The organism is Streptomyces sudanensis, from assembly GCF_023614315.1.
Classification (GTDB): domain Bacteria; phylum Actinomycetota; class Actinomycetes; order Streptomycetales; family Streptomycetaceae; genus Streptomyces; species Streptomyces sudanensis.
Map to the genome: position 1 here is coordinate 1,098,395 of NZ_CP095474.1, position 16,980 is coordinate 1,115,374.

Annotated in this window: 17 protein-coding genes and 2 pseudogenes; 2 read left to right on the top strand and 17 right to left on the bottom strand. The window is 71.0% G+C overall.

Annotated features, from left to right (window positions below):
* Positions 1 to 88 precede the first annotated feature (88 nt).
* Complete coding sequence (locus MW084_RS04915) at positions 89 to 904, bottom strand: hypothetical protein (RefSeq protein WP_010476331.1); 816 nt, start codon at positions 902 to 904, stop codon at positions 89 to 91.
* 246 nt (positions 905 to 1,150) lie between these two features.
* Here MW084_RS04915 and coaA point away from each other — a divergent pair, with 246 nt between their 5' ends.
* A complete protein-coding gene (gene coaA / locus MW084_RS04920) occupies positions 1,151 to 2,158 on the top strand; it encodes a type I pantothenate kinase (RefSeq protein WP_010476329.1) in 1,008 nt (335 codons plus the stop codon).
* Positions 2,159 to 2,305: 147 nt separating this feature from the next.
* Here coaA and glmM read toward each other — a convergent pair whose 3' ends face one another.
* The 6 genes and pseudogenes from glmM to MW084_RS04950 form a co-directional block, all read right to left on the bottom strand.
* Positions 2,306 to 3,664, bottom strand: a complete 1,359-nt coding sequence (gene glmM / locus MW084_RS04925; RefSeq protein ID WP_010476327.1) for a phosphoglucosamine mutase — start codon at positions 3,662 to 3,664, stop codon at positions 2,306 to 2,308.
* 105 nt (positions 3,665 to 3,769) lie between these two features.
* Positions 3,770 to 4,288, bottom strand: coding sequence for a 30S ribosomal protein S9 (gene rpsI / locus MW084_RS04930; RefSeq protein ID WP_010476325.1), 519 nt, complete (start codon positions 4,286 to 4,288; stop codon positions 3,770 to 3,772).
* A gap of 41 nt (positions 4,289 to 4,329) precedes the next feature.
* Entirely contained in the window at positions 4,330 to 4,773 is a 444-nt protein-coding gene (gene rplM / locus MW084_RS04935; protein WP_010476323.1) for a 50S ribosomal protein L13, read from the bottom strand.
* A gap of 520 nt (positions 4,774 to 5,293) precedes the next feature.
* Positions 5,294 to 5,485, bottom strand: a pseudogene (locus MW084_RS04940) (ABC transporter ATP-binding protein); the annotation flags it as partial.
* Between the two features lie 17 nt (positions 5,486 to 5,502).
* Entirely contained in the window at positions 5,503 to 6,567 is a 1,065-nt protein-coding gene (locus MW084_RS04945) for an IS110 family RNA-guided transposase (RefSeq protein ID WP_275563388.1), read from the bottom strand.
* Between the two features lie 232 nt (positions 6,568 to 6,799).
* Positions 6,800 to 8,230: pseudogene (locus MW084_RS04950) on the bottom strand (ATP-binding cassette domain-containing protein); the annotation flags it as partial.
* A 55-nt stretch (positions 8,231 to 8,285) separates the two neighbouring features.
* Between MW084_RS04950 and MW084_RS04955 the strand changes: the two are divergent.
* Entirely contained in the window at positions 8,286 to 9,305 is a 1,020-nt protein-coding gene (locus MW084_RS04955) for a hypothetical protein (RefSeq protein WP_010473905.1), read from the top strand.
* Here MW084_RS04955 and truA read toward each other — a convergent pair.
* From truA to secY, 10 genes are all read right to left on the bottom strand, one after another.
* Complete coding sequence (gene truA, locus MW084_RS04960; protein ID WP_029553754.1) at positions 9,270 to 10,133, bottom strand: tRNA pseudouridine(38-40) synthase TruA; 864 nt, start codon at positions 10,131 to 10,133, stop codon at positions 9,270 to 9,272. The genes MW084_RS04955 and truA overlap by 36 nt on opposite strands.
* A 91-nt stretch (positions 10,134 to 10,224) precedes the next feature.
* On the bottom strand, positions 10,225 to 10,749 hold the full coding sequence (gene rplQ, locus MW084_RS04965) for a 50S ribosomal protein L17 (protein ID WP_010473909.1): 525 nt from the start codon (positions 10,747 to 10,749) through the stop codon (positions 10,225 to 10,227).
* Positions 10,750 to 10,906: 157 nt separating this feature from the next.
* Positions 10,907 to 11,929 (bottom strand): DNA-directed RNA polymerase subunit alpha, encoded by a 1,023-nt coding sequence (locus MW084_RS04970; protein WP_010473911.1) that lies wholly within the window; start codon positions 11,927 to 11,929, stop codon positions 10,907 to 10,909.
* Positions 11,930 to 12,058: 129 nt separating this feature from the next.
* Positions 12,059 to 12,463, bottom strand: a complete 405-nt coding sequence (gene rpsK / locus MW084_RS04975; protein ID WP_003956432.1) for a 30S ribosomal protein S11 — start codon at positions 12,461 to 12,463, stop codon at positions 12,059 to 12,061.
* A gap of 62 nt (positions 12,464 to 12,525) precedes the next feature.
* Complete coding sequence (gene rpsM / locus MW084_RS04980) at positions 12,526 to 12,906, bottom strand: 30S ribosomal protein S13 (protein ID WP_010473916.1); 381 nt, start codon at positions 12,904 to 12,906, stop codon at positions 12,526 to 12,528.
* Positions 12,907 to 13,086: 180 nt separating this feature from the next.
* Positions 13,087 to 13,200, bottom strand: a complete 114-nt coding sequence (gene rpmJ / locus MW084_RS04985) for a 50S ribosomal protein L36 (protein WP_003956441.1) — start codon at positions 13,198 to 13,200, stop codon at positions 13,087 to 13,089.
* Between the two features lie 57 nt (positions 13,201 to 13,257).
* Positions 13,258 to 13,479 (bottom strand): translation initiation factor IF-1, encoded by a 222-nt coding sequence (gene infA, locus MW084_RS04990; RefSeq protein ID WP_003956442.1) that lies wholly within the window; start codon positions 13,477 to 13,479, stop codon positions 13,258 to 13,260.
* Positions 13,480 to 13,652: 173 nt separating this feature from the next.
* Complete coding sequence (gene map, locus MW084_RS04995) at positions 13,653 to 14,489, bottom strand: type I methionyl aminopeptidase (protein WP_010473932.1); 837 nt, start codon at positions 14,487 to 14,489, stop codon at positions 13,653 to 13,655.
* Between the two features lie 194 nt (positions 14,490 to 14,683).
* Positions 14,684 to 15,343 (bottom strand): adenylate kinase, encoded by a 660-nt coding sequence (locus MW084_RS05000; protein ID WP_010473933.1) that lies wholly within the window; start codon positions 15,341 to 15,343, stop codon positions 14,684 to 14,686.
* A complete protein-coding gene (secY, locus tag MW084_RS05005) occupies positions 15,343 to 16,662 on the bottom strand; it encodes a preprotein translocase subunit SecY (protein WP_010473934.1) in 1,320 nt (439 codons plus the stop codon). The genes MW084_RS05000 and secY overlap by 1 nt, the downstream gene beginning before the upstream one ends.
* Between the last annotated feature and the right edge of the window lie 318 nt (positions 16,663 to 16,980).

The following is a 16,980-nucleotide window of genomic DNA, read 5'->3' on the forward strand; positions in this document are numbered from 1 at the left end:
ACCGTCCGCCCGCGGGCCGGGCGTGCGCGNCGCACGGGGGCGCCCGGTCCCGCCGCGGCCGGTGCGGCCGGCGGGACCGGGCCCCGGATCAGCTCAGCTTGGCGGTCTTGGCCACCTGGGCGTCGATGACGGCGGTGGGGAGCGGGTAGTCCTTGCCGGCCAGCGCGGCCCCGATGTTCACCGCCATGAACGTGGTGAGCGTGGCGCCCTGGCGGACCGCCGCCACCTTGATCGGCATCGTCTTGCCCGCCTCGACCTCGCTGGTCAGCACCCAGGCGGCGGCCTCGTCGCCGCCGGCGAGCTCGGCCTCCTCCACCTTGAGGACCTTGGTCTTGTCACCGGCCTGCGTCACGGTGAAGCCGCCCGCGCAGGCGGTGCCGGCGGCGCGCAGCTTCGCCGCGGTCTCCTCGGCGCCCTTGCCCTCGTACGAGGCGAGCGTGTCGACCGTCATGGTCAGGGCGAGCGACGAGGCGAAGGCGTCCTCAAGCTCCCCCTCCGTCATGTCCCCGGCGGACTTCCCCGCGGAGGGCTTGGGCTCCTCCACGACCTTGCGGGTGACGTGGGCGGTGGACGTGCCGACGACGATGCTGCTGGCGGCCTCGGCGAGCGGCAGGCACTCCTGCTTGTCGACGGTGACGTCGCCGGGCTTGCCGATCTCCTCGGCCTTCGCCGAGCTGACCTTGTGGCCCTTGACGTCGCCCTCGGCCAGTACGGCCTTCTCCAGTTCGGCGGCGGTCAGCACCTTGGCGGCGGGAGCGGGGGCCGCGGCGGCTCCCCCGTCCTTGCCGGCCTTGTCGTTCTTGCCGGCGTCGGCCGCCTTGTCGCCACCGCACGCGGTGACGAGCAGGGCCAGGGACACCGCGGACGCGACGACGGCGGTACGGCGGATGAGGGAGGAGCGCATGGCACAACTTTCTGAGTGAAGGATGCGATCAAGATAAGCGCAGGGTGTGACAGTCCGACGGGCGGTCCCCTCACCGTGATCCACACGTGATCACGTCACGGGCCGGCGGCCGCGGCGACCGCTCCCCCACCACCGTGACCGGACCCGCCCCGCGCCCCGGCCGCCGCCGGCTCCGGGCCCCGGCCGGTACACCCACGTGACCGAGCACACCTCCCACGGGCGGGCCGCACGGTCGACAATGACCGTGTGATCACTTCGCCGCCACGAAGCAGCACACCCCCGCCCGGCACGCCCCCGGGCGCGTCCCGGCGGGCCGACTCGACGCCGTACGTCGACCTGACCCGGGCCGAGTGGAGCGCGCTGCGCGACAAGACGCCCCTGCCCCTCACCGCCGAGGAGGTGGAGCGGCTCCGCGGCCTCGGCGACGTCATCGACCTGGACGAGGTCCGTGACGTGTACCTGCCGCTCTCCCGGCTCCTCAACCTCTACGTGGGCGCCTCCGCGAGTCTGCGCGGGGCGCTCAACACGTTCCTCGGCGAGAAGGGTGCCCAGCGCGGCACCCCGTTCGTCATAGGCGTCGCCGGTTCCGTCGCCGTCGGCAAGTCGACCGTCGCCCGCCTCCTCCAGGCGCTGCTGGCCCGCTGGCCGGAGCACCCGCGCGTCGAGCTGGTCACGACCGACGGCTTCCTGCTGCCGATGAAGGAGCTCCAGGCGCGCGGGCTGACCTCCCGCAAGGGCTTCCCCGAGTCGTACGACCGCCGGGCGCTCACCCGGTTCGTCGCCGACATCAAGGCCGGCAAGGACGAGGTCACCGCGCCGGTCTACTCCCACCTGATCTACGACATCGTGCCCGGCCGGCTCCTCACCGTCCGCCGCCCGGACATCCTCATCGTCGAGGGCCTCAACGTCCTCCAGCCGGCCCTGCCCGGCAAGGACGGCCGCACCCGGGTGGGCCTCGCCGACTACTTCGACTTCTCCGTGTACGTGGACGCCCGGCCCGAGGACATCGAGCTCTGGTACCTGAACCGCTTCCGCAAGCTGCGGGAGACCGCGTTCCAGGACCCCTCCTCGTACTTCCGCAGGTACACGCAGGTGAGCGAGGAGGAGGCGCTGGAGTACGCCCGCACGATGTGGCGGACCGTCAACAAGGTCAACCTCCTGGAGAACGTCGCCCCCACCCGCGGCCGGGCCAACCTCGTCGTCCGCAAGGGACCCGACCACAAGGTCCAGCGACTCTCGCTGCGCAAGCTCTGAGCCGCGCCGCGGGGCGCTGCGCGCGGAAGAACGGGGCGCCGGCCCGGACGGCGCCGGCCCCGGATCGGCGCGGGCGCCCCGCACGTGGAAACGGCGGGCGCCCCGCACGGTCCGAAGCCGTACGGGGCGCCCGCCGCACTGCCGGGGTCAGCCCAGCGTCGCCTTGACCGCGTCGGCGAGCTGGCCCGCCACCGAGCGGGCCTGCTCGATGTCGGCGGCCTCGACCATGACGCGGACCAGGGGTTCCGTACCGGACGGGCGCAGCAGGACGCGGCCGGTGGTGCCCAGCGCCCGCTCCGCGTCGGCGACGGCGACGCCCAGTTCCGCGGAGGTCTTCACCCGGCTCTTGTCGACGTCCTTGACGTTGATCAGGACCTGCGGGAGCCGCTCCATGACGCCGGCCAGCTCGGCCAGCCGCCGCCCGGTCGCCGCGACGCGCGCCGCCAGCAGCAGGCCGGTCAGGGTGCCGTCGCCGGTCGTGGCGTGGTCCAGGACGATGACGTGCCCGGACTGCTCGCCGCCCAGCGCGTAGCCCCGCTCCTTCATCTCCTCCAGCACGTAGCGGTCGCCGACCGCGGTCTGGACCAGGCGCAGGCCCTCGCGCTCCATGGCGAGCTTGAAGCCCAGGTTGGACATGACCGTCGCCACGACGGTGTCGCCGCGCAGCGTGCCCGCCTCGCGCATGGCGAGGGCGAGGACGGCGAGGATCTGGTCGCCGTCGACCTCGGTTCCGGTGTGGTCGACGGCCAGGCAGCGGTCGGCGTCGCCGTCGTGGGCGATGCCCAGGTCGGCGCCGTGTTCGAGGACGGCGGCCTTCAGCATGTCGAGGTGCGTGGAGCCGCAGCCGTCGTTGATGTTGAGGCCGTCCGGGGCGGCGCCGATGGTGACGACCTCGGCCCCGGCCCGCGCGAACGCCTCGGGCGACACGCGCGACGCGGCACCGTGCGCCTCGTCCAGGACGACCTTCAGGCCGTCGAGCCGGTTGGGCAGGACGGACAGCAGGTGGGCGACGTAGTCCTCGGCGCCCTTCCCGTAGTCCCTGACCCGGCCCACGCCGGCGCCGGTCGGCCGGTCCCAGGGCTCACCGGTGCGGTGCTGCCGGTAGACCGTCTCGATGCGGTCCTCCAGCTCGTCCGCCAGCTTGTGGCCGCCGCGCGCGAAGAACTTGACGCCGTTGTCCGGCATGGCGTTGTGGGAGGCGGACAGCATCACGCCGAGGTCGGCGCCGAGGGCGCCGGTCAGGTACGCGACGGCGGGCGTGGGCAGGACCCCCACGCGCAGCACGTCGACGCCGGCGCTGGCGAGGCCCGCCACGACGGCGGCCTCCAGGAACTCCCCCGACGCGCGCGGGTCCCGCCCGACCACCGCGGTGGGCCGGTGGCCCTCGAAGGTTCCCGCCTCGGCGAGCACATGGGCCGCCGCCACGGACAGGCCGAGCGCGAGCTCCGCCGTCAGATCCGCGTTGGCGACACCGCGCACGCCGTCCGTGCCGAAGAGTCGTCCCACAACCGTCCTCCGAAAGACTTGCCTACAGAACAGGGAAAACGTACGCCCCGGCGGCACGGAAGTGCCGCCGGGGCGTACGTACCAGCAGACCGAGCAGGCGCGTGTTTAGCGCTTGCTGTACTGCGGCGCCTTGCGGGCCTTCTTCAGACCGGCCTTCTTCCGCTCGACCGCGCGGTCGTCGCGGCTCAGGAAGCCGGCCTTCTTCAGCACGCCGCGGTTGTTCTCCACGTCCGCCTCGTTCAGGGCGCGGGCCACGCCGAGGCGCAGGGCGCCGGCCTGGCCGGAGACGCCGCCACCCGCGATGCGGGCGATGACGTCGTAGCGGCCCTCGAGCTCGAGCACCTTGAAGGGCTCGTTGACTTCCTGCTGGTGCACCTTGTTGGGGAAGTAGTCCTCAAGGGTGCGGCCGTTGATCTTCCACTTGCCGGTGCCCGGGACGATCCGGACGCGGGCGATGGCGTTCTTGCGGCGGCCCAGGCCGGCGGCCGGCTGCGGCTCGCCGAAGCGGGAGGCCAGGGACTCCGAGGTGTACTCGCCCTCGACGGGGGCCTCGGACTCGAAGGTGGTGACCTCGGCGTAGGTCTCCTCGCCCTCGATGGGGTTCTCAACAGTGGTCTCGGCCACGATGCTCCTCAGATTCTCTTCGTCTTAGGGGGTGGCCGGACTTACTGCGCGACCTGGGTGATCTCGAACGGAACCGGCTGCTGGGCAGCGTGGGGGTGGTTCTCGCCCGCGTAGACCTTCAGCTTCGAGAGCATCTGACGGCCGAGGGAGTTCTTCGGGAGCATGCCCTTGACGGCCTTCTCGACGGCCTTCTCGGGGTTGTTCGCGAGGAGGTCGTCGTAGCGGACGGAACGCAGACCACCCGGGTAGCCGGAGTGGCGGTACGCCATCTTCTGGGTCCGCTTGTTGCCGGACAGGTGCACCTTGTCGGCGTTGATGATGATGACGAAGTCACCAGCGTCGACGTGCGGCGCGTAGATCGGCTTGTGCTTGCCCCGGAGGAGGGTGGCGGCGGTGGTGGCCAGGCGACCCAGGACGACGTCCTGGGCGTCAATGACGTGCCACTGGCGAGTGATATCGCCGGGCTTGGGGCTGTACGTACGCACGGTCGTAGCCTTCGCTTCTTCAGTGAGTGGGTCCTGTCAAGGCCACCACGGACGATCACGACAGCCATGACCACACGTCGGTGACGCAAACCGAGTGCAGGTCGCTGGTCATCGGCCCGGTGGACCGGCGTAACGGCCTCTCACGTGAGATCGAGCAAGCCAGTACGCATAACGAACCAGAAGAATACGCGTCGCTCCCCGCGCGGGTCAAAACGCGCCGGGCGGCGCCGGGGCGCGCGACGCCCGGCCCCGAGGGGCGGACCGCTCCCCCGGACGGCGCCCGGAGCCGGAAGGGCAGGTGTCCGGCGGGGTGCGCNGGGGTGAACCGGCCGNNNNGGGCNCGCNGGNCGCGCGGGGCCGGAAGGGCGCGCGGGACGCGGCACGACGGCCCGCGGGCACCGGGAGGGACGGCGGCGCGAGCACCCGCCCCGCCCGTACGCCGCGCCCCGGGGCGGAACCGACCGCGCGGGCACCGTCCCGCCCGCGCCCCCCGGGGGCNGGAACCGCCCGGGAAGGGGCCTCAGCGCCGGCGCTCCACCCGCCGCTCGTCCCACACCGGCTCCGGGGTCTCCCGTACGACGCCGTCCGACCCGAAGACCAGGTACCGGTCGAAGGACCGCGCGAACCAGCGGTCGTGCGTCACCGCCAGCACCGTCCCCTCGTACGCCTCGAGACCCGCCTGGAGGGCCTCCGCGGACTCCAGGTCGAGGTTGAAGCTCCTATAGATCGTCAAGCGGTCTGAAGGAGCGGTTTCGGTGTGGTCTGTGAGCTGATGAGGTGCTTGTAGACCTCGCGCGCTATGAAGCGTTTGAGGCACCGGAGGATGTCCTTCTTGGACATGCCTTCGGCGGTTCGTCGGATCACGTAGTCCTTGGTACGGGTGTCGTAGCGCATGCGGACGAGCGCGATCGTGTGGAGTGCGTTGTTGGCCTGGCGGTCACCGCCGCGGTTGAGGCGGTGCCGGTGGGTGCGACCTGAACTGGCCGGGATCGGCGCCGCCGCGCACAGGTGCGCGAAGGACGCCTCCGACCTGAGCCGGTTCGGGTTGTCGCCCGCCGTGATCAAGAGCTGGGCGGCGGTTTCGGTGCCGACGCCAGGCAACGCAACCAGGTCGGGGACGGTCTGCGCGACCAGCGGTTTCAGCTCGGCATCGGCATCGGTGATCTCCTCGGTGAGGTACTGGTAGCGGCGGGCGAGGCGTCGCAGTGCGGTGCGAATCGCGCAGGCCGGATCCGCGTGGTCGCTGCCCGGGCGCGAGCGGGCCAGCTGCCGGATCAGCTCGCCGGTCGGCAGAGCGCGCAACTTCTCACGGACCTCGCCGGGTGCGGTGACGATGAGCGTGCGGATCTGATTGATCGTCTGGGTACGGGACTTGATGGCCGAACGGCGGACCACGCGCAGGGAGCGGATCGCCTCTACGACGCCGTCGCGCGTCTTCGGCGTACCACCGGCCCGGCCGGAGAGCACGGCGGTGGCTGCGGCGTAGGCATCGACGGGGTCGGACTTTCCGTTGGCACGCCTGGCCCGCCGGTCGGGCCGGTCCACGTCGATGACGGTGACCTGGTTCGCCCGCAGGTACCGCGCCAGTTCGGCGCCGTAGGCACCTGTGCCCTCGACGCCGACGGCCATGAGGTCACCGTGCGAACGCAGCCAGTCCAGCAGGCGGCGGTAGCCGGCGGGGCTGGTGGGGAACGCCTCGGTGGCGAGGTGGCGACCGATGGAGTCGATCACGGCGGCCTGGTGGAAGTCGGTGTGGGTGTCCACGCCGCCGACCACCGCTATCTCGTCTGCCATGCTGACTGCTGCTGTCCTTCCGTGCGACGCGCGAGGGATGACACGCGCCGGTCGGGCGACAGGACAAGACTGTGATGGGACCTTTGGCCGGGCTCCTATGAAGTCACAGACGCCCGACCGGCCGCGTGCATGGCGGCACCGCCCGGACGGCCGACGATTCAACCGCAGGACAGCCGGAGCGTCAGTCAGTCGGAGGGTCAGACCCCCGAGCGGTGCCATCTTCATCCTCACAGTCCGTCGGCTCGTCCAGCAGCAGCGCCGTGGCGCCCGACAGCTCCAGCAGCAGGATCTGGAACCGCGCCTGCTGCCCGCCCGACAACCGTCCGAACGCCTGGTCGCCCTGCTTCTCCAGCTCGTACCGGCGCAGCACCGACATGGCGCCGCCCCGGTCCTTGGAGTGCTCGGTCCACAGGATGTCGACGAGGGTGCGGCCTTCCAGCTCGGGATGCGCATGGGTCTGCGCGAAGTGGCCGGGCACGACCCGCGCGCCCAGCTTCCACGACCCGGTGTGCGCCACCGACGGGTCGCCGGCCAGGAGCCGCAGGAAGTGGGACTTGCCGGAGCCGTTCGACCCCAGGACGGCGACCCGCTCCCCGTAGAAGACCTCCAGGTCGAACGGCTTCATCAGCCCGGTCAGCTCCAGCGCCCGGCACTCCACCGCCCGCACCCCGGTCCGCCCGCCGCGCAGCCGCATCCGGATGTCCTGCTCGCGCGGCGGCTCGGGCGGCGGCCCGGCCTCCTCGAACTTCCGCAGCCGGGTCTGCGCCGCCTGGTAGCGGGAGGCCAGACCGTCGTTGTACGCGGCCTTGTCCCTCAGGGTGAGGACCAGCTGCCGGAGCTGCGCGTGCTTCTCCTCCCAGCGCCGTTGCAGCTCCTCGAACCGCGCGAACCGCTCCCGCCGCGCCTCGTGGAAGGTGGCGAAGCCGCCGCCGTGCACCCACACGTCCGCCCCGGCGGGGCCCGGCTCCACCGCCACGATCTTCTGCGCGGCCCGCGCCAGCAGCTCCCGGTCGTGGGAGACGAACAGCACCGTCTTGCGGGTCTCGCCGAGCCGCTCCTCCAGCCACCGCTTGCCCGGCACGTCGAGGTAGTTGTCCGGCTCGTCGAGCAGGAGCACCTCCTCGGGGCCGCGCAGCAGCGCCTCCAGCACCAGCCGCTTCTGCTCGCCGCCGCTCAGGGTGCGCACCTCGCGGAACTGCGCCCGCTCGTACGGCACGCCCAGCGCCGCCGTGGTGCACATGTCCCACAGCGTCTCGGCCTCGTAGCCGCGCGCCTCCGCCCAGTCGCTGAGCGCCTGCGCGTACCGCATCTGCGCGGCCTCGTCGTCGACGGTCATGATCAGGTGCTCGGCCTCGTCGACCGCGGCGGCGGCCTCCCTGATGCGCGGCGGCGCCACCGACACGAGCAGGTCCCGGACCGTGCGCTCGTCCCGTACGGACCCCACGAACTGCGGCATCACCCCGAGCCCGCCGCTCACCGCGACCGTCCCGCCGTGCGGCCGCGCCTCTCCGGCGATCAGCCTCAGCAGCGTCGTCTTGCCCGCGCCGTTCGGCCCGACGAGCGCGACGACGGCTCCCTCCCCGACCCGGAACGACACATCACCGAGCAGCGCCCGCCCGTCCGGCAGGAAGTACTCGAGATGCGCGACCTCCACATGTCCCATGGCCGCATTCTGACTGCCGGACGGAGCCGCGCCCAACCGGTTTAGGATGCGCGGCATGAGCTTTGGGGGACCGCAGTGGCCGCAGGACCCGCACCGGCCGGGCGACGGCTCCGGCCAGGACCCGTACGGGGAGCGCCCGCAGTACGGGGACGGGCCGCAGCAGGACACGCCGTACGGCCGGCAGGAGTACGGCGCGCGACCCCATGAGCCGCGGCCGTTCGGGCAGCCGTCCGCCTCCCCGTTCGGCGCCCGGGACGACGGCACCCCGGACTGGGGCGCGCTGGCCGAGGCGTCCGAGGCCCGGCAGCGGCGCAGGCGCTGGCTCCTCGCGGGCGGCGGCGTCCTCGCCACGGCCGCCGTCGCCGCCCTCGTCGCCGTCGCGGTCGTCTCCACCGACGAGGGCGCCCCCCGGGCCGACGCCACGGAAGGCGTCGCCACCGCGCCGCCCGGCGGCGCCGAGCTGCCGACCGACGGGACGGGCCCGCAGCCGTCGTTCTCCTCCGTCGCCCCGCCGCCCCCGCCGGACCCGATGGACTTCATCTCCAGCGCCGCCAGGGACCGGGCCCCCCTCGACGCGGAGGGCCTGTTCCCCGGCAGGAAACTGACCTTCGGCGACCGCGTCTACGCCAAGGGCCCCGTCCACTCCACCGCGAACTGCGCGTCCGCCGGCAAGGACGGCCTCGGCCCCGTCCTGGAGAGGCACGGCTGCACCCGCGTCATCCGCGCCACGTACACCCGCGACGGCGTCGCCGTCACCGTGGGCGTCGCCCTCTTCGCCGACCGGTCCGCGGCCCTGGGGGCGAAGGAGGACGCTCGCGGCGGCGTCGCCCCGCTCGCCGGCGCCGGCGTCGGCGACTTCTGCCGCGCCACCGTGTGCCTGCGCCGCTCCAACGCGCTGGGCCGCTACGCGTACTTCACCCAGGCCGGCTTCACCGACGGCAGGAAGGTCACCCAGGCCGACACGGCCGTCTTCAAGTCCAGCGACGACCTGAGCCGCTTCACCTTCAGCCAGATCCACGCCCGCGGTCGCGCCCAGGCGTCAGCAGCAGCCACCGCGCCCGCCGACGGGCAGTGACCGCCTGTTGCGGGCCTCCCGGTTGCGGGCGGCCAGCAGCTCGTCCGCCGGGTAGCCGACCTCCTCCAGGGTGAGCCCGTGGGGCCGTACGACGTGCACCGCCGAGTCCCGCACGCCGGCGGCCAGCACCTTGCCCGGCCAGTCCACCGGGCGGTGCCCGTCGCCGACGAACAGCATCGCGCCGACCAGCGAGCGCACCATGTTGTGGCAGAACGCGTCGGCCCGCACGGTCGCCTCCAGCACCCCGCCGGGCAGCCGCTCCCAGCGCAGTTCCTGGAGGGTCCGGATGGTGGTCGCCCCGTCGCGCCTCTTGCAGTACGCGGCGAAGTCGTGCTCGCCCAGCAGCCGCTCGGCCGCGGCGTTCATGGCGTCCACGTCGAGCGGCCAGTCGTGCCACAGGACGTGTCCGCGCAGCAGCGGGTCGACGCCGCCGGGGTTGTCGGTGACCCGGTACGCGTAGCGCCGCCAGACCGCGGAGAACCGCGCGTTGAAGCCGGGCGGCGCCTCCTCGACGCGCCAGACCCGCACGTCGTGCGCGAGCCGCCCGGCCAGCCGCCGCAGCAGCTTGTCCCGGTGCTCGGCCCACACCTCCCCGGGCAGGTCCACGTGGGCGACCTGCCCCCGGGCGTGCACCCCGGCGTCGGTGCGCCCGGCGACGGTCAGCTCGTACGTCCGCGTGGACCGCGTGACGGTCCGCAGGGCGTCCTCGATCTCCCCCTGCACGGTGCGCCGCCCACCGGCCTGCCTGGCCCACCCGTGGAAGTCCCTGCCGTCGTACGACAGGTCCAGCCGCACCCGTACGAAGCCGGGCTCCACCTCATCACTCACGGAGACGATCCTCTCAAACCTGGAACAACGCGGGACGGGCCCGCCCCCCGTGAGGGGCGGACCCGTCCGTCAGCCGTGGCCGTCGGAACGCTCAGGCGTCCTTCGACTCCTCGGCCGGAGCCTCGGCGGCGTCGTCGGCCTTGGTCTCCTCGGCCTTGGTCTCCTCGGCCTTGGTCTCCTCGGCCTTGACCTCGTCGGCCTCCTTGACCGCGCGCTTGGTCGCGGCCTCGGCCTCGGCGACGGTCGCCTTCTTGGCGATCTCGCCCTCGACCAGCTCGATGACCGCCATCGGGGCGTTGTCGCCACGACGGTTGCCGATCTTGGTGATGCGGGTGTAGCCACCCGGGCGCTCGGCGTAGCGCGGGGCGATCTCGGTGAAGAGCGTGTGGACGATGCCCTTGTCCGTGATCGTCTGCAGCACCAGGCGACGGTTGTGGATGTCGCCCTTCTTCGCCTTGGTGATCAGGCGCTCGGCGACCGGACGCAGGCGGCGGGCCTTGGCCTCGGTCGTGGTGATGCGGCCGTGCTCGAAGAGCGACTTCGCGAGGTTCGCGAGGAGCAGCTTCTCGTGCGCGGCGGAACCGCCGAGGCGGGCACCCTTCGCGGGACGCGGCATGGTGTTTCTCCTTGGTGTCTGCCCCGGCCGTACCAGGTACCGGGGTCAGTATCCGAGCGGGCGGTCGCCCGTCGGAGANCCGCGCCCCCAGNGGGGCGCGGGGAGCTCCGCGGCCGGCCGGAGCCGGTCCGCGGGAGCGGTCGGACCTCGTGGGAGGTCAGTACTGCTCGGTCTCGACGAAGCCTGCGTCCGCGTCGTCGTCGGCGCCGAAGGCGTCGGCGGCGGCGGTCGGGTCGAATCCGGGCGGGCTGTCCTTGAGGGCCAGGCCCATGCCGGCCAGCTTCGCCTTGACCTCGTCGATCGACTTCGCGCCGAAGTTGCGGATGTCGAGCAGGTCGGCCTCGGAGCGGGCGACGAGCTCACCCACGGAGTGGATGCCCTCGCGCTTGAGGCAGTTGTAGGAGCGGACCGTGAGCTCCAGCTCCTCGATCGGCAGCGCCAGGTCGGCGGCGAGGGCGGCGTCCGTCGGGGACGGGCCCATGTCGATGCCCTCGGCGTCGATGTTCAGCTCGCGGGCCAGGCCGAACAGCTCGACCAGGGTCTTGCCGGCGGACGCCATGGCGTCGCGCGGGCGCATGGCCTGCTTGGTCTCGACGTCGACGATGAGCTTGTCGAAGTCGGTGCGCTGCTCGACTCGGGTCGCCTCGACCTTGTAGGTGACCTTGAGGACCGGCGAGTAGATGGAGTCGACCGGGATACGGCCGATCTCCTGGCCGAGCTGCTTGTTCTGCACGGCGGAGACGTAGCCGCGACCGCGCTCGACGGTCAGCTCCATCTCCAGCTTGCCCTTGCCGTTGAGCGTGGCGAGCACCAGGTCGGGGTTGTGCACCTCGACACCGGCCGGCGGGGCGATGTCGGCGGCGGTGACGAGGCCCGGGCCCTGCTTGCGCAGGTACATCACGACCGGCTCGTCGTGCTCGCTGGACACGACCAGCTGCTTGATGTTGAGGATGAGGTCGGTGACGTCCTCCTTGACACCCGGCACGGTGGTGAACTCGTGCAGGACGCCGTCGATGCGGATGGACGTGACGGCCGCACCCGGGATCGAGGAGAGGAGCGTACGGCGGAGGCTGTTGCCGAGCGTGTAGCCGAAGCCCGGCTCCAGCGGCTCGATGACGAACCGCGAGCGGTACTCGTCGACGACCTCTTCGGTCAGCGAGGGGCGCTGAGCGATCAGCATGGTGTTTTCCTTCAGTCGTGGACGCCCGCTATTTGACGTCCTCGGATACGGCAAGGGTACGGGCGGAAGGCCCCGGAGGGGTCCTTCCGCCCGAACGCGTCAACCGCAGGTGCGTGTGACGCACCTGGGTCAGACGCGCCTCCGCTTCGGCGGGCGGCAGCCGTTGTGCGGGGTCGGCGTGACGTCCTGGATGGAGCCGACCTCCAGGCCGGTCGCCTGCAGGGAGCGGATCGCGGTCTCACGACCGGAGCCCGGGCCCTTGACGAAGACGTCGACCTTGCGCATGCCGTGCTCCTGCGCGCGGCGGGCAGCCGACTCGGCGGCCATCTGCGCGGCGAACGGAGTGGACTTGCGGGAGCCCTTGAAGCCGACGTGGCCGGCGGAGGCCCAGGAGATCACGTTGCCGGACGGGTCCGTGATCGAAACGATGGTGTTGTTGAACGTGCTCTTGATGTGCGCGTGGCCGTGAGCGACGTTCTTCTTTTCCTTGCGGCGCACCTTCTTGGCAGCGCCCTGACGTCCCTTGGGGGGCATCTCTTAACTCCTACGGGAGGTGGTCGGTCCTACAGCGAAGACCGCGGACAGTCCGCTGCGGACTACTTCTTGCCCGGCTTCTTCTTGCCGGCGATGGCGCGACGCGGGCCCTTGCGGGTACGGGCGTTCGTGCTGGTGCGCTGACCGCGGACCGGCAGGCCGCGGCGGTGGCGCAGACCCTGGTACGTGCCGATCTCGACCTTGCGGCGGATGTCGGCCTGGATCTCGCGGCGGAGGTCACCCTCGGTCTTGAGGTTGGCGTCCACGTACTCGCGGATCTTGACCAGGTCCTCCTCGGACAGGTCGCGAACGCGGGTGTTCGGGTTCACACCGGTGGCGGCGAGGGTCTCCTTCGCCAGGGTGCGGCCGATGCCGAAGACGTAGGTGAGTGCGACCTCCACGCGCTTGTCGCGCGGGATGTCGACACCGGAAACGCGTGCCATTCAATGGCTCCTGTGTGATCGGGGGTCTTCCGCAGTGCCGTCCCCTGGCCGCCGTACGAGGTACGGACCAGGTCCCCGGCCCCCGCCGGGGGTGTCGCCAGCCGGAACGGCCCGGCGGGCACTGCGTATGCATGGATTACTTGCGTCGCGCGTGAACTGCGAGGTGCAGGTCGGCGTGCGTCAGCCCTGGCGCTGCTTGTGGCGCAGGTTGTCGCAGATGACCATGACCCGGCCGTGGCGGCGGATCACCTTGCACTTGTCGCAGATCTTCTTGACGCTCGGCTTGACCTTCATGGGATGTGAGGTTCTCCGGGTCAGTGCCAGCACCCCGAAGAGGGGCGCGGACAAGATCTACTTGTAGCGGTAGACGATCCGGCCACGCGTCAGGTCGTAGGGAGACAGCTCCACGACGACCCGGTCATCCGGAAGGATGCGGATGTAGTGCATCCGCATCTTGCCGCTGATGTGCGCGAGGACCTTGTGACCGTTCTGGAGCTCCACCTTGAACATGGCGTTCGGCAGGGACTCGATCACGGTGCCCTCAATCTCGATGGCACCTTGCTTCTTGGCCACGCTTCGCCCTTCGAATCGGCTACCTTGATCGACTCCCGCTGCCGCGTGTGGACACACGGGTACACGAGAGCCGACGCATCAGTCTACGCGAGGCCCCTGGAAAAGACGAATCCCCAAGCCTGCCCACCTCTCAAGATCGCTAAGCCGCGGGGCCGGAGCGCGGCGGGCGGACGTCAGGCGAGGGGGTCCGGGGCCGCCGTGACGCCCAGCTCCGCGAGCTTCGCCCGGCCGCCGTCCGGGGCGGTGAGGACCAGCGGGCCCTCCTCCGTCAGGGCCACCGAGTGCTCCCAGTGGGAGGACCAGGTGCCGTCCGTCGTGACGACGGTCCAGTCGTCCTCCAGGACCTCCGTGCGCGGAGTGCCGAGGGACACCATCGGCTCGATCGCCAGGCAGAAGCCGGGCACCAGCTTCGGGCCCTTGCCGCGCTTGCGCGACACGTAGTTCAGCAGGTGCGGATCCATGTGCATCTCGCTGCCGATGCCGTGGCCGCCGTAGTCCTCGATGATCCCGTACCTGCCGCCGCCCGGCCTGGGCTGGCGGCGGATGTACGTCTCGATGGCGCGGGAGACGTCCACCAGCCGGTTGCCGTTCCGCATCGCGGCGATGCCGGCCCACATCGACTCCTCGGTCACCCGCGACAGCTCCAGGAGCTCCGGCGCGTGCCCGGACCCGACGAACGCGGTGTACGCCGCGTCGCCGTGCCAGCCGTCGACGATGGCGCCCGCGTCGATCGAGATGATGTCGCCGTCCTTCAGGACGACGTCGTCGCTCGGGATGCCGTGGACCACGACCTCGTTCACCGAGGTGCAGATCGTCGCCGGGAACCCGCCGTACCCCAGGAAGTTCGACTTCGCCCCGTGCTCCGCGATCACCTTCCGCGCCGCCTCGTCCAGGTCCCTGGTGGTGGCGCCGGGCACCGCCACCTCGCGCGTCGCCGCGTGGATGGCCGCGACGACCAGCCCCGCCTCGCGCATCTTCGCGATCTGCTCCGGGGTCTTGATCTGCACCATGGCGGCAAACGCCTTTCTCGGACCTCACGACGGTCCACTGGGGGGCTCTCGGTACAACGATACGGGCGCGCACGCGCCAACGGCTTCGGCCGCGGCACCCCGGGAAGGGGGCCGCGGCCGAAGCGCGGGACGTGCGCGGGTCCCGGCCCGCGAGGCCGGGACGCCCGGGAGGGACGTGCTGCAGGCCGGGGGCCTTATACGGCGTGCTCGCCGCTCAGCGCCGCCATGGCCCGCTCGGTCACCTCGTCCACCTTGCCGAGCGCGGAGATGGTGACCACCAGGCCCTGGGCCCGGTAGTGGTCGATGATCGGCTCGGTCTGCGTGTGGTAGACCTCCAGCCGCGTGCGGACCGTCTGCTCGGAGTCGTCGTCGCGCTGGTACAGCTCGCCGCCGCAGACGTCGCAGACGCCGTCCTGCTTCGGCGCGGAGTACGTCACGTGGAAGACGTGCGCGCTGTCGTTGCGGCAGATGCGGCGGCCGGCGATCCGCTTGACGACCTCGTCCTCCGGGACCTCCAGGTCCAGGACGGCGTCCAGCTTCATGTCCGCGGTCGCGAGCATCGCGTCGAGCGCCTTCGCCTGGGCGACGTTGCGCGGGAAGCCGTCGAGCAGGAAGCCGTTCTCGGCGTCCGGCTGCTCCATGCGGGCCTTGGCCATCCCGATCGTGACCTCGTCGGGAACCAGGTTGCCGGCGTCCATGTACGCCTTGGCCTGCTTGCCGAGCTCCGTGCCCTGACTGATGTTTGCCCGGAACAGGTCACCCGTGGAGATGTGCGGAATCGACAGATTCCTGGCAAGGAACGCGGCCTGCGTACCCTTGCCGGCTCCGGGCGGTCCGACGAGGACGATTCGCATCAGCGGAGGAACCCTTCGTAATTGCGCTGCTGGAGCTGGCTCTCGATCTGCTTCACGGTCTCCAGCCCGACACCCACGATGATGAGGATGCTCGTCCCGCCGAACGGGAAGTTGGCGTTCGCACCGCCGAAGCCCGCCAACGCCATCGTCGGCACAAGAGCGATCAGGCCCAGGTACAGCGAACCGGGCCAGGTGATCCGGTTGAGCACGTAGCTCAGGTATTCGGCAGTAGGTCGACCGGCCCGGATGCCCGGGATGAAGCCACCATACTTCTTCATGTTGTCGGCCACTTCCTCAGGGTTGAAGGAGATGGCCACGTAGAAGAAGGCGAAGAACACGATGAGGAAGAAGTAGATCACCGTGTGGATGGGCTTGCCGTCCACCAAATGCTGCTGAATCCAGGCAGACCACCCCGAAGTGCTGTTGCCCGCGAACTGGACGATCAGGATCGGGATGTAGAGCAGCGACGAGGCGAAGATGACGGGGATCACACCCGCCTGGTTCACCTTGAGGGGGATGTAGGTCGAGGTGCCGCCGTACGAGCGGCGGCCGATCATGCGCTTGGCGTACTGGACCGGGATCCGGCGCTGGGCCTGCTCGACGAAGACCACCAGGGCGACCATCACGAAGCCGATCAGGATGACCGTGCCGAACTCGATCCAGCCCTTGGCGAGCTTGCCGCTCTCCTTGATGGCCCACAGCGAGCCGGGGAAGCCGGCGGCGATCGAGATGAACATCAGGATCGACATGCCGTTGCCGACGCCGCGGTCGGTGATCAGCTCACCGAGCCACATGACGAGGGCGGTGCCGGCGGTCATGGTGATGACCATGACGGTGATGACGAAGATCGACTGGTCGGGCACGATCTGGTCGGCGACGCTGCAGCCGCTGAACAGCGCACCGCTCTTGGCGGTGGCCACCAGGCCGGTGCCCTGGAGGATGGCCAGGGCGACGGTCAGGTAGCGCGTGTACTGCGTGATCTTCGCCTGCCCGGACTGGCCCTCCTTCTTCAGGGCCTCGAGCCTCGGGATGACCACGGTCAGCAGCTGAAGGATGATGCTCGCCGTGATGTACGGCATGATGCCGAGCGCGAAGATGGTGATCTGCAGCAGGGCACCACCGCTGAACATGTCCATCAGACCGAGCAGGTTGTTGTTGCCCTGCTGGGCCTGCTTGACACATTGCTGGACGTTCTCGTAGTCCACACCGGGAACGGGGATGTGCGCACCGAGCCGGTACAGCACGATGATGCCGAGCGTGAAGAGCAGCTTCTTACGCAGGTCGGGCGTCTTGAACGCCCGGGCGAACGCGGTGAGCACGGTGCCTCCTGCGACCCCCGAGCTAGCGCGTCAGAGGCGACGGGTTTGAAGAATCAGCGGTTACCTGGCAGGGCGGCGCTGTGCTGGCACAGGCCGCCCGAAGATTAATGGCGCCACCCTACCCGGCCATGTGGCACACGGGAAACATCTGTAGTCACCCACGATCCGAACCCGGGCGGCGCGCCCCCGGCGGCCGGTCCCGCCCCCGCCCCTGGACAGGACGCCCCGTCACGGGCGGNAAACGNNCNNCCNNGGCGGACGNCGGGGTGCCCGTTTCCGCCCGTGACGGGGCGTCCTGTCCAGGGGCGGGGGCGGGAC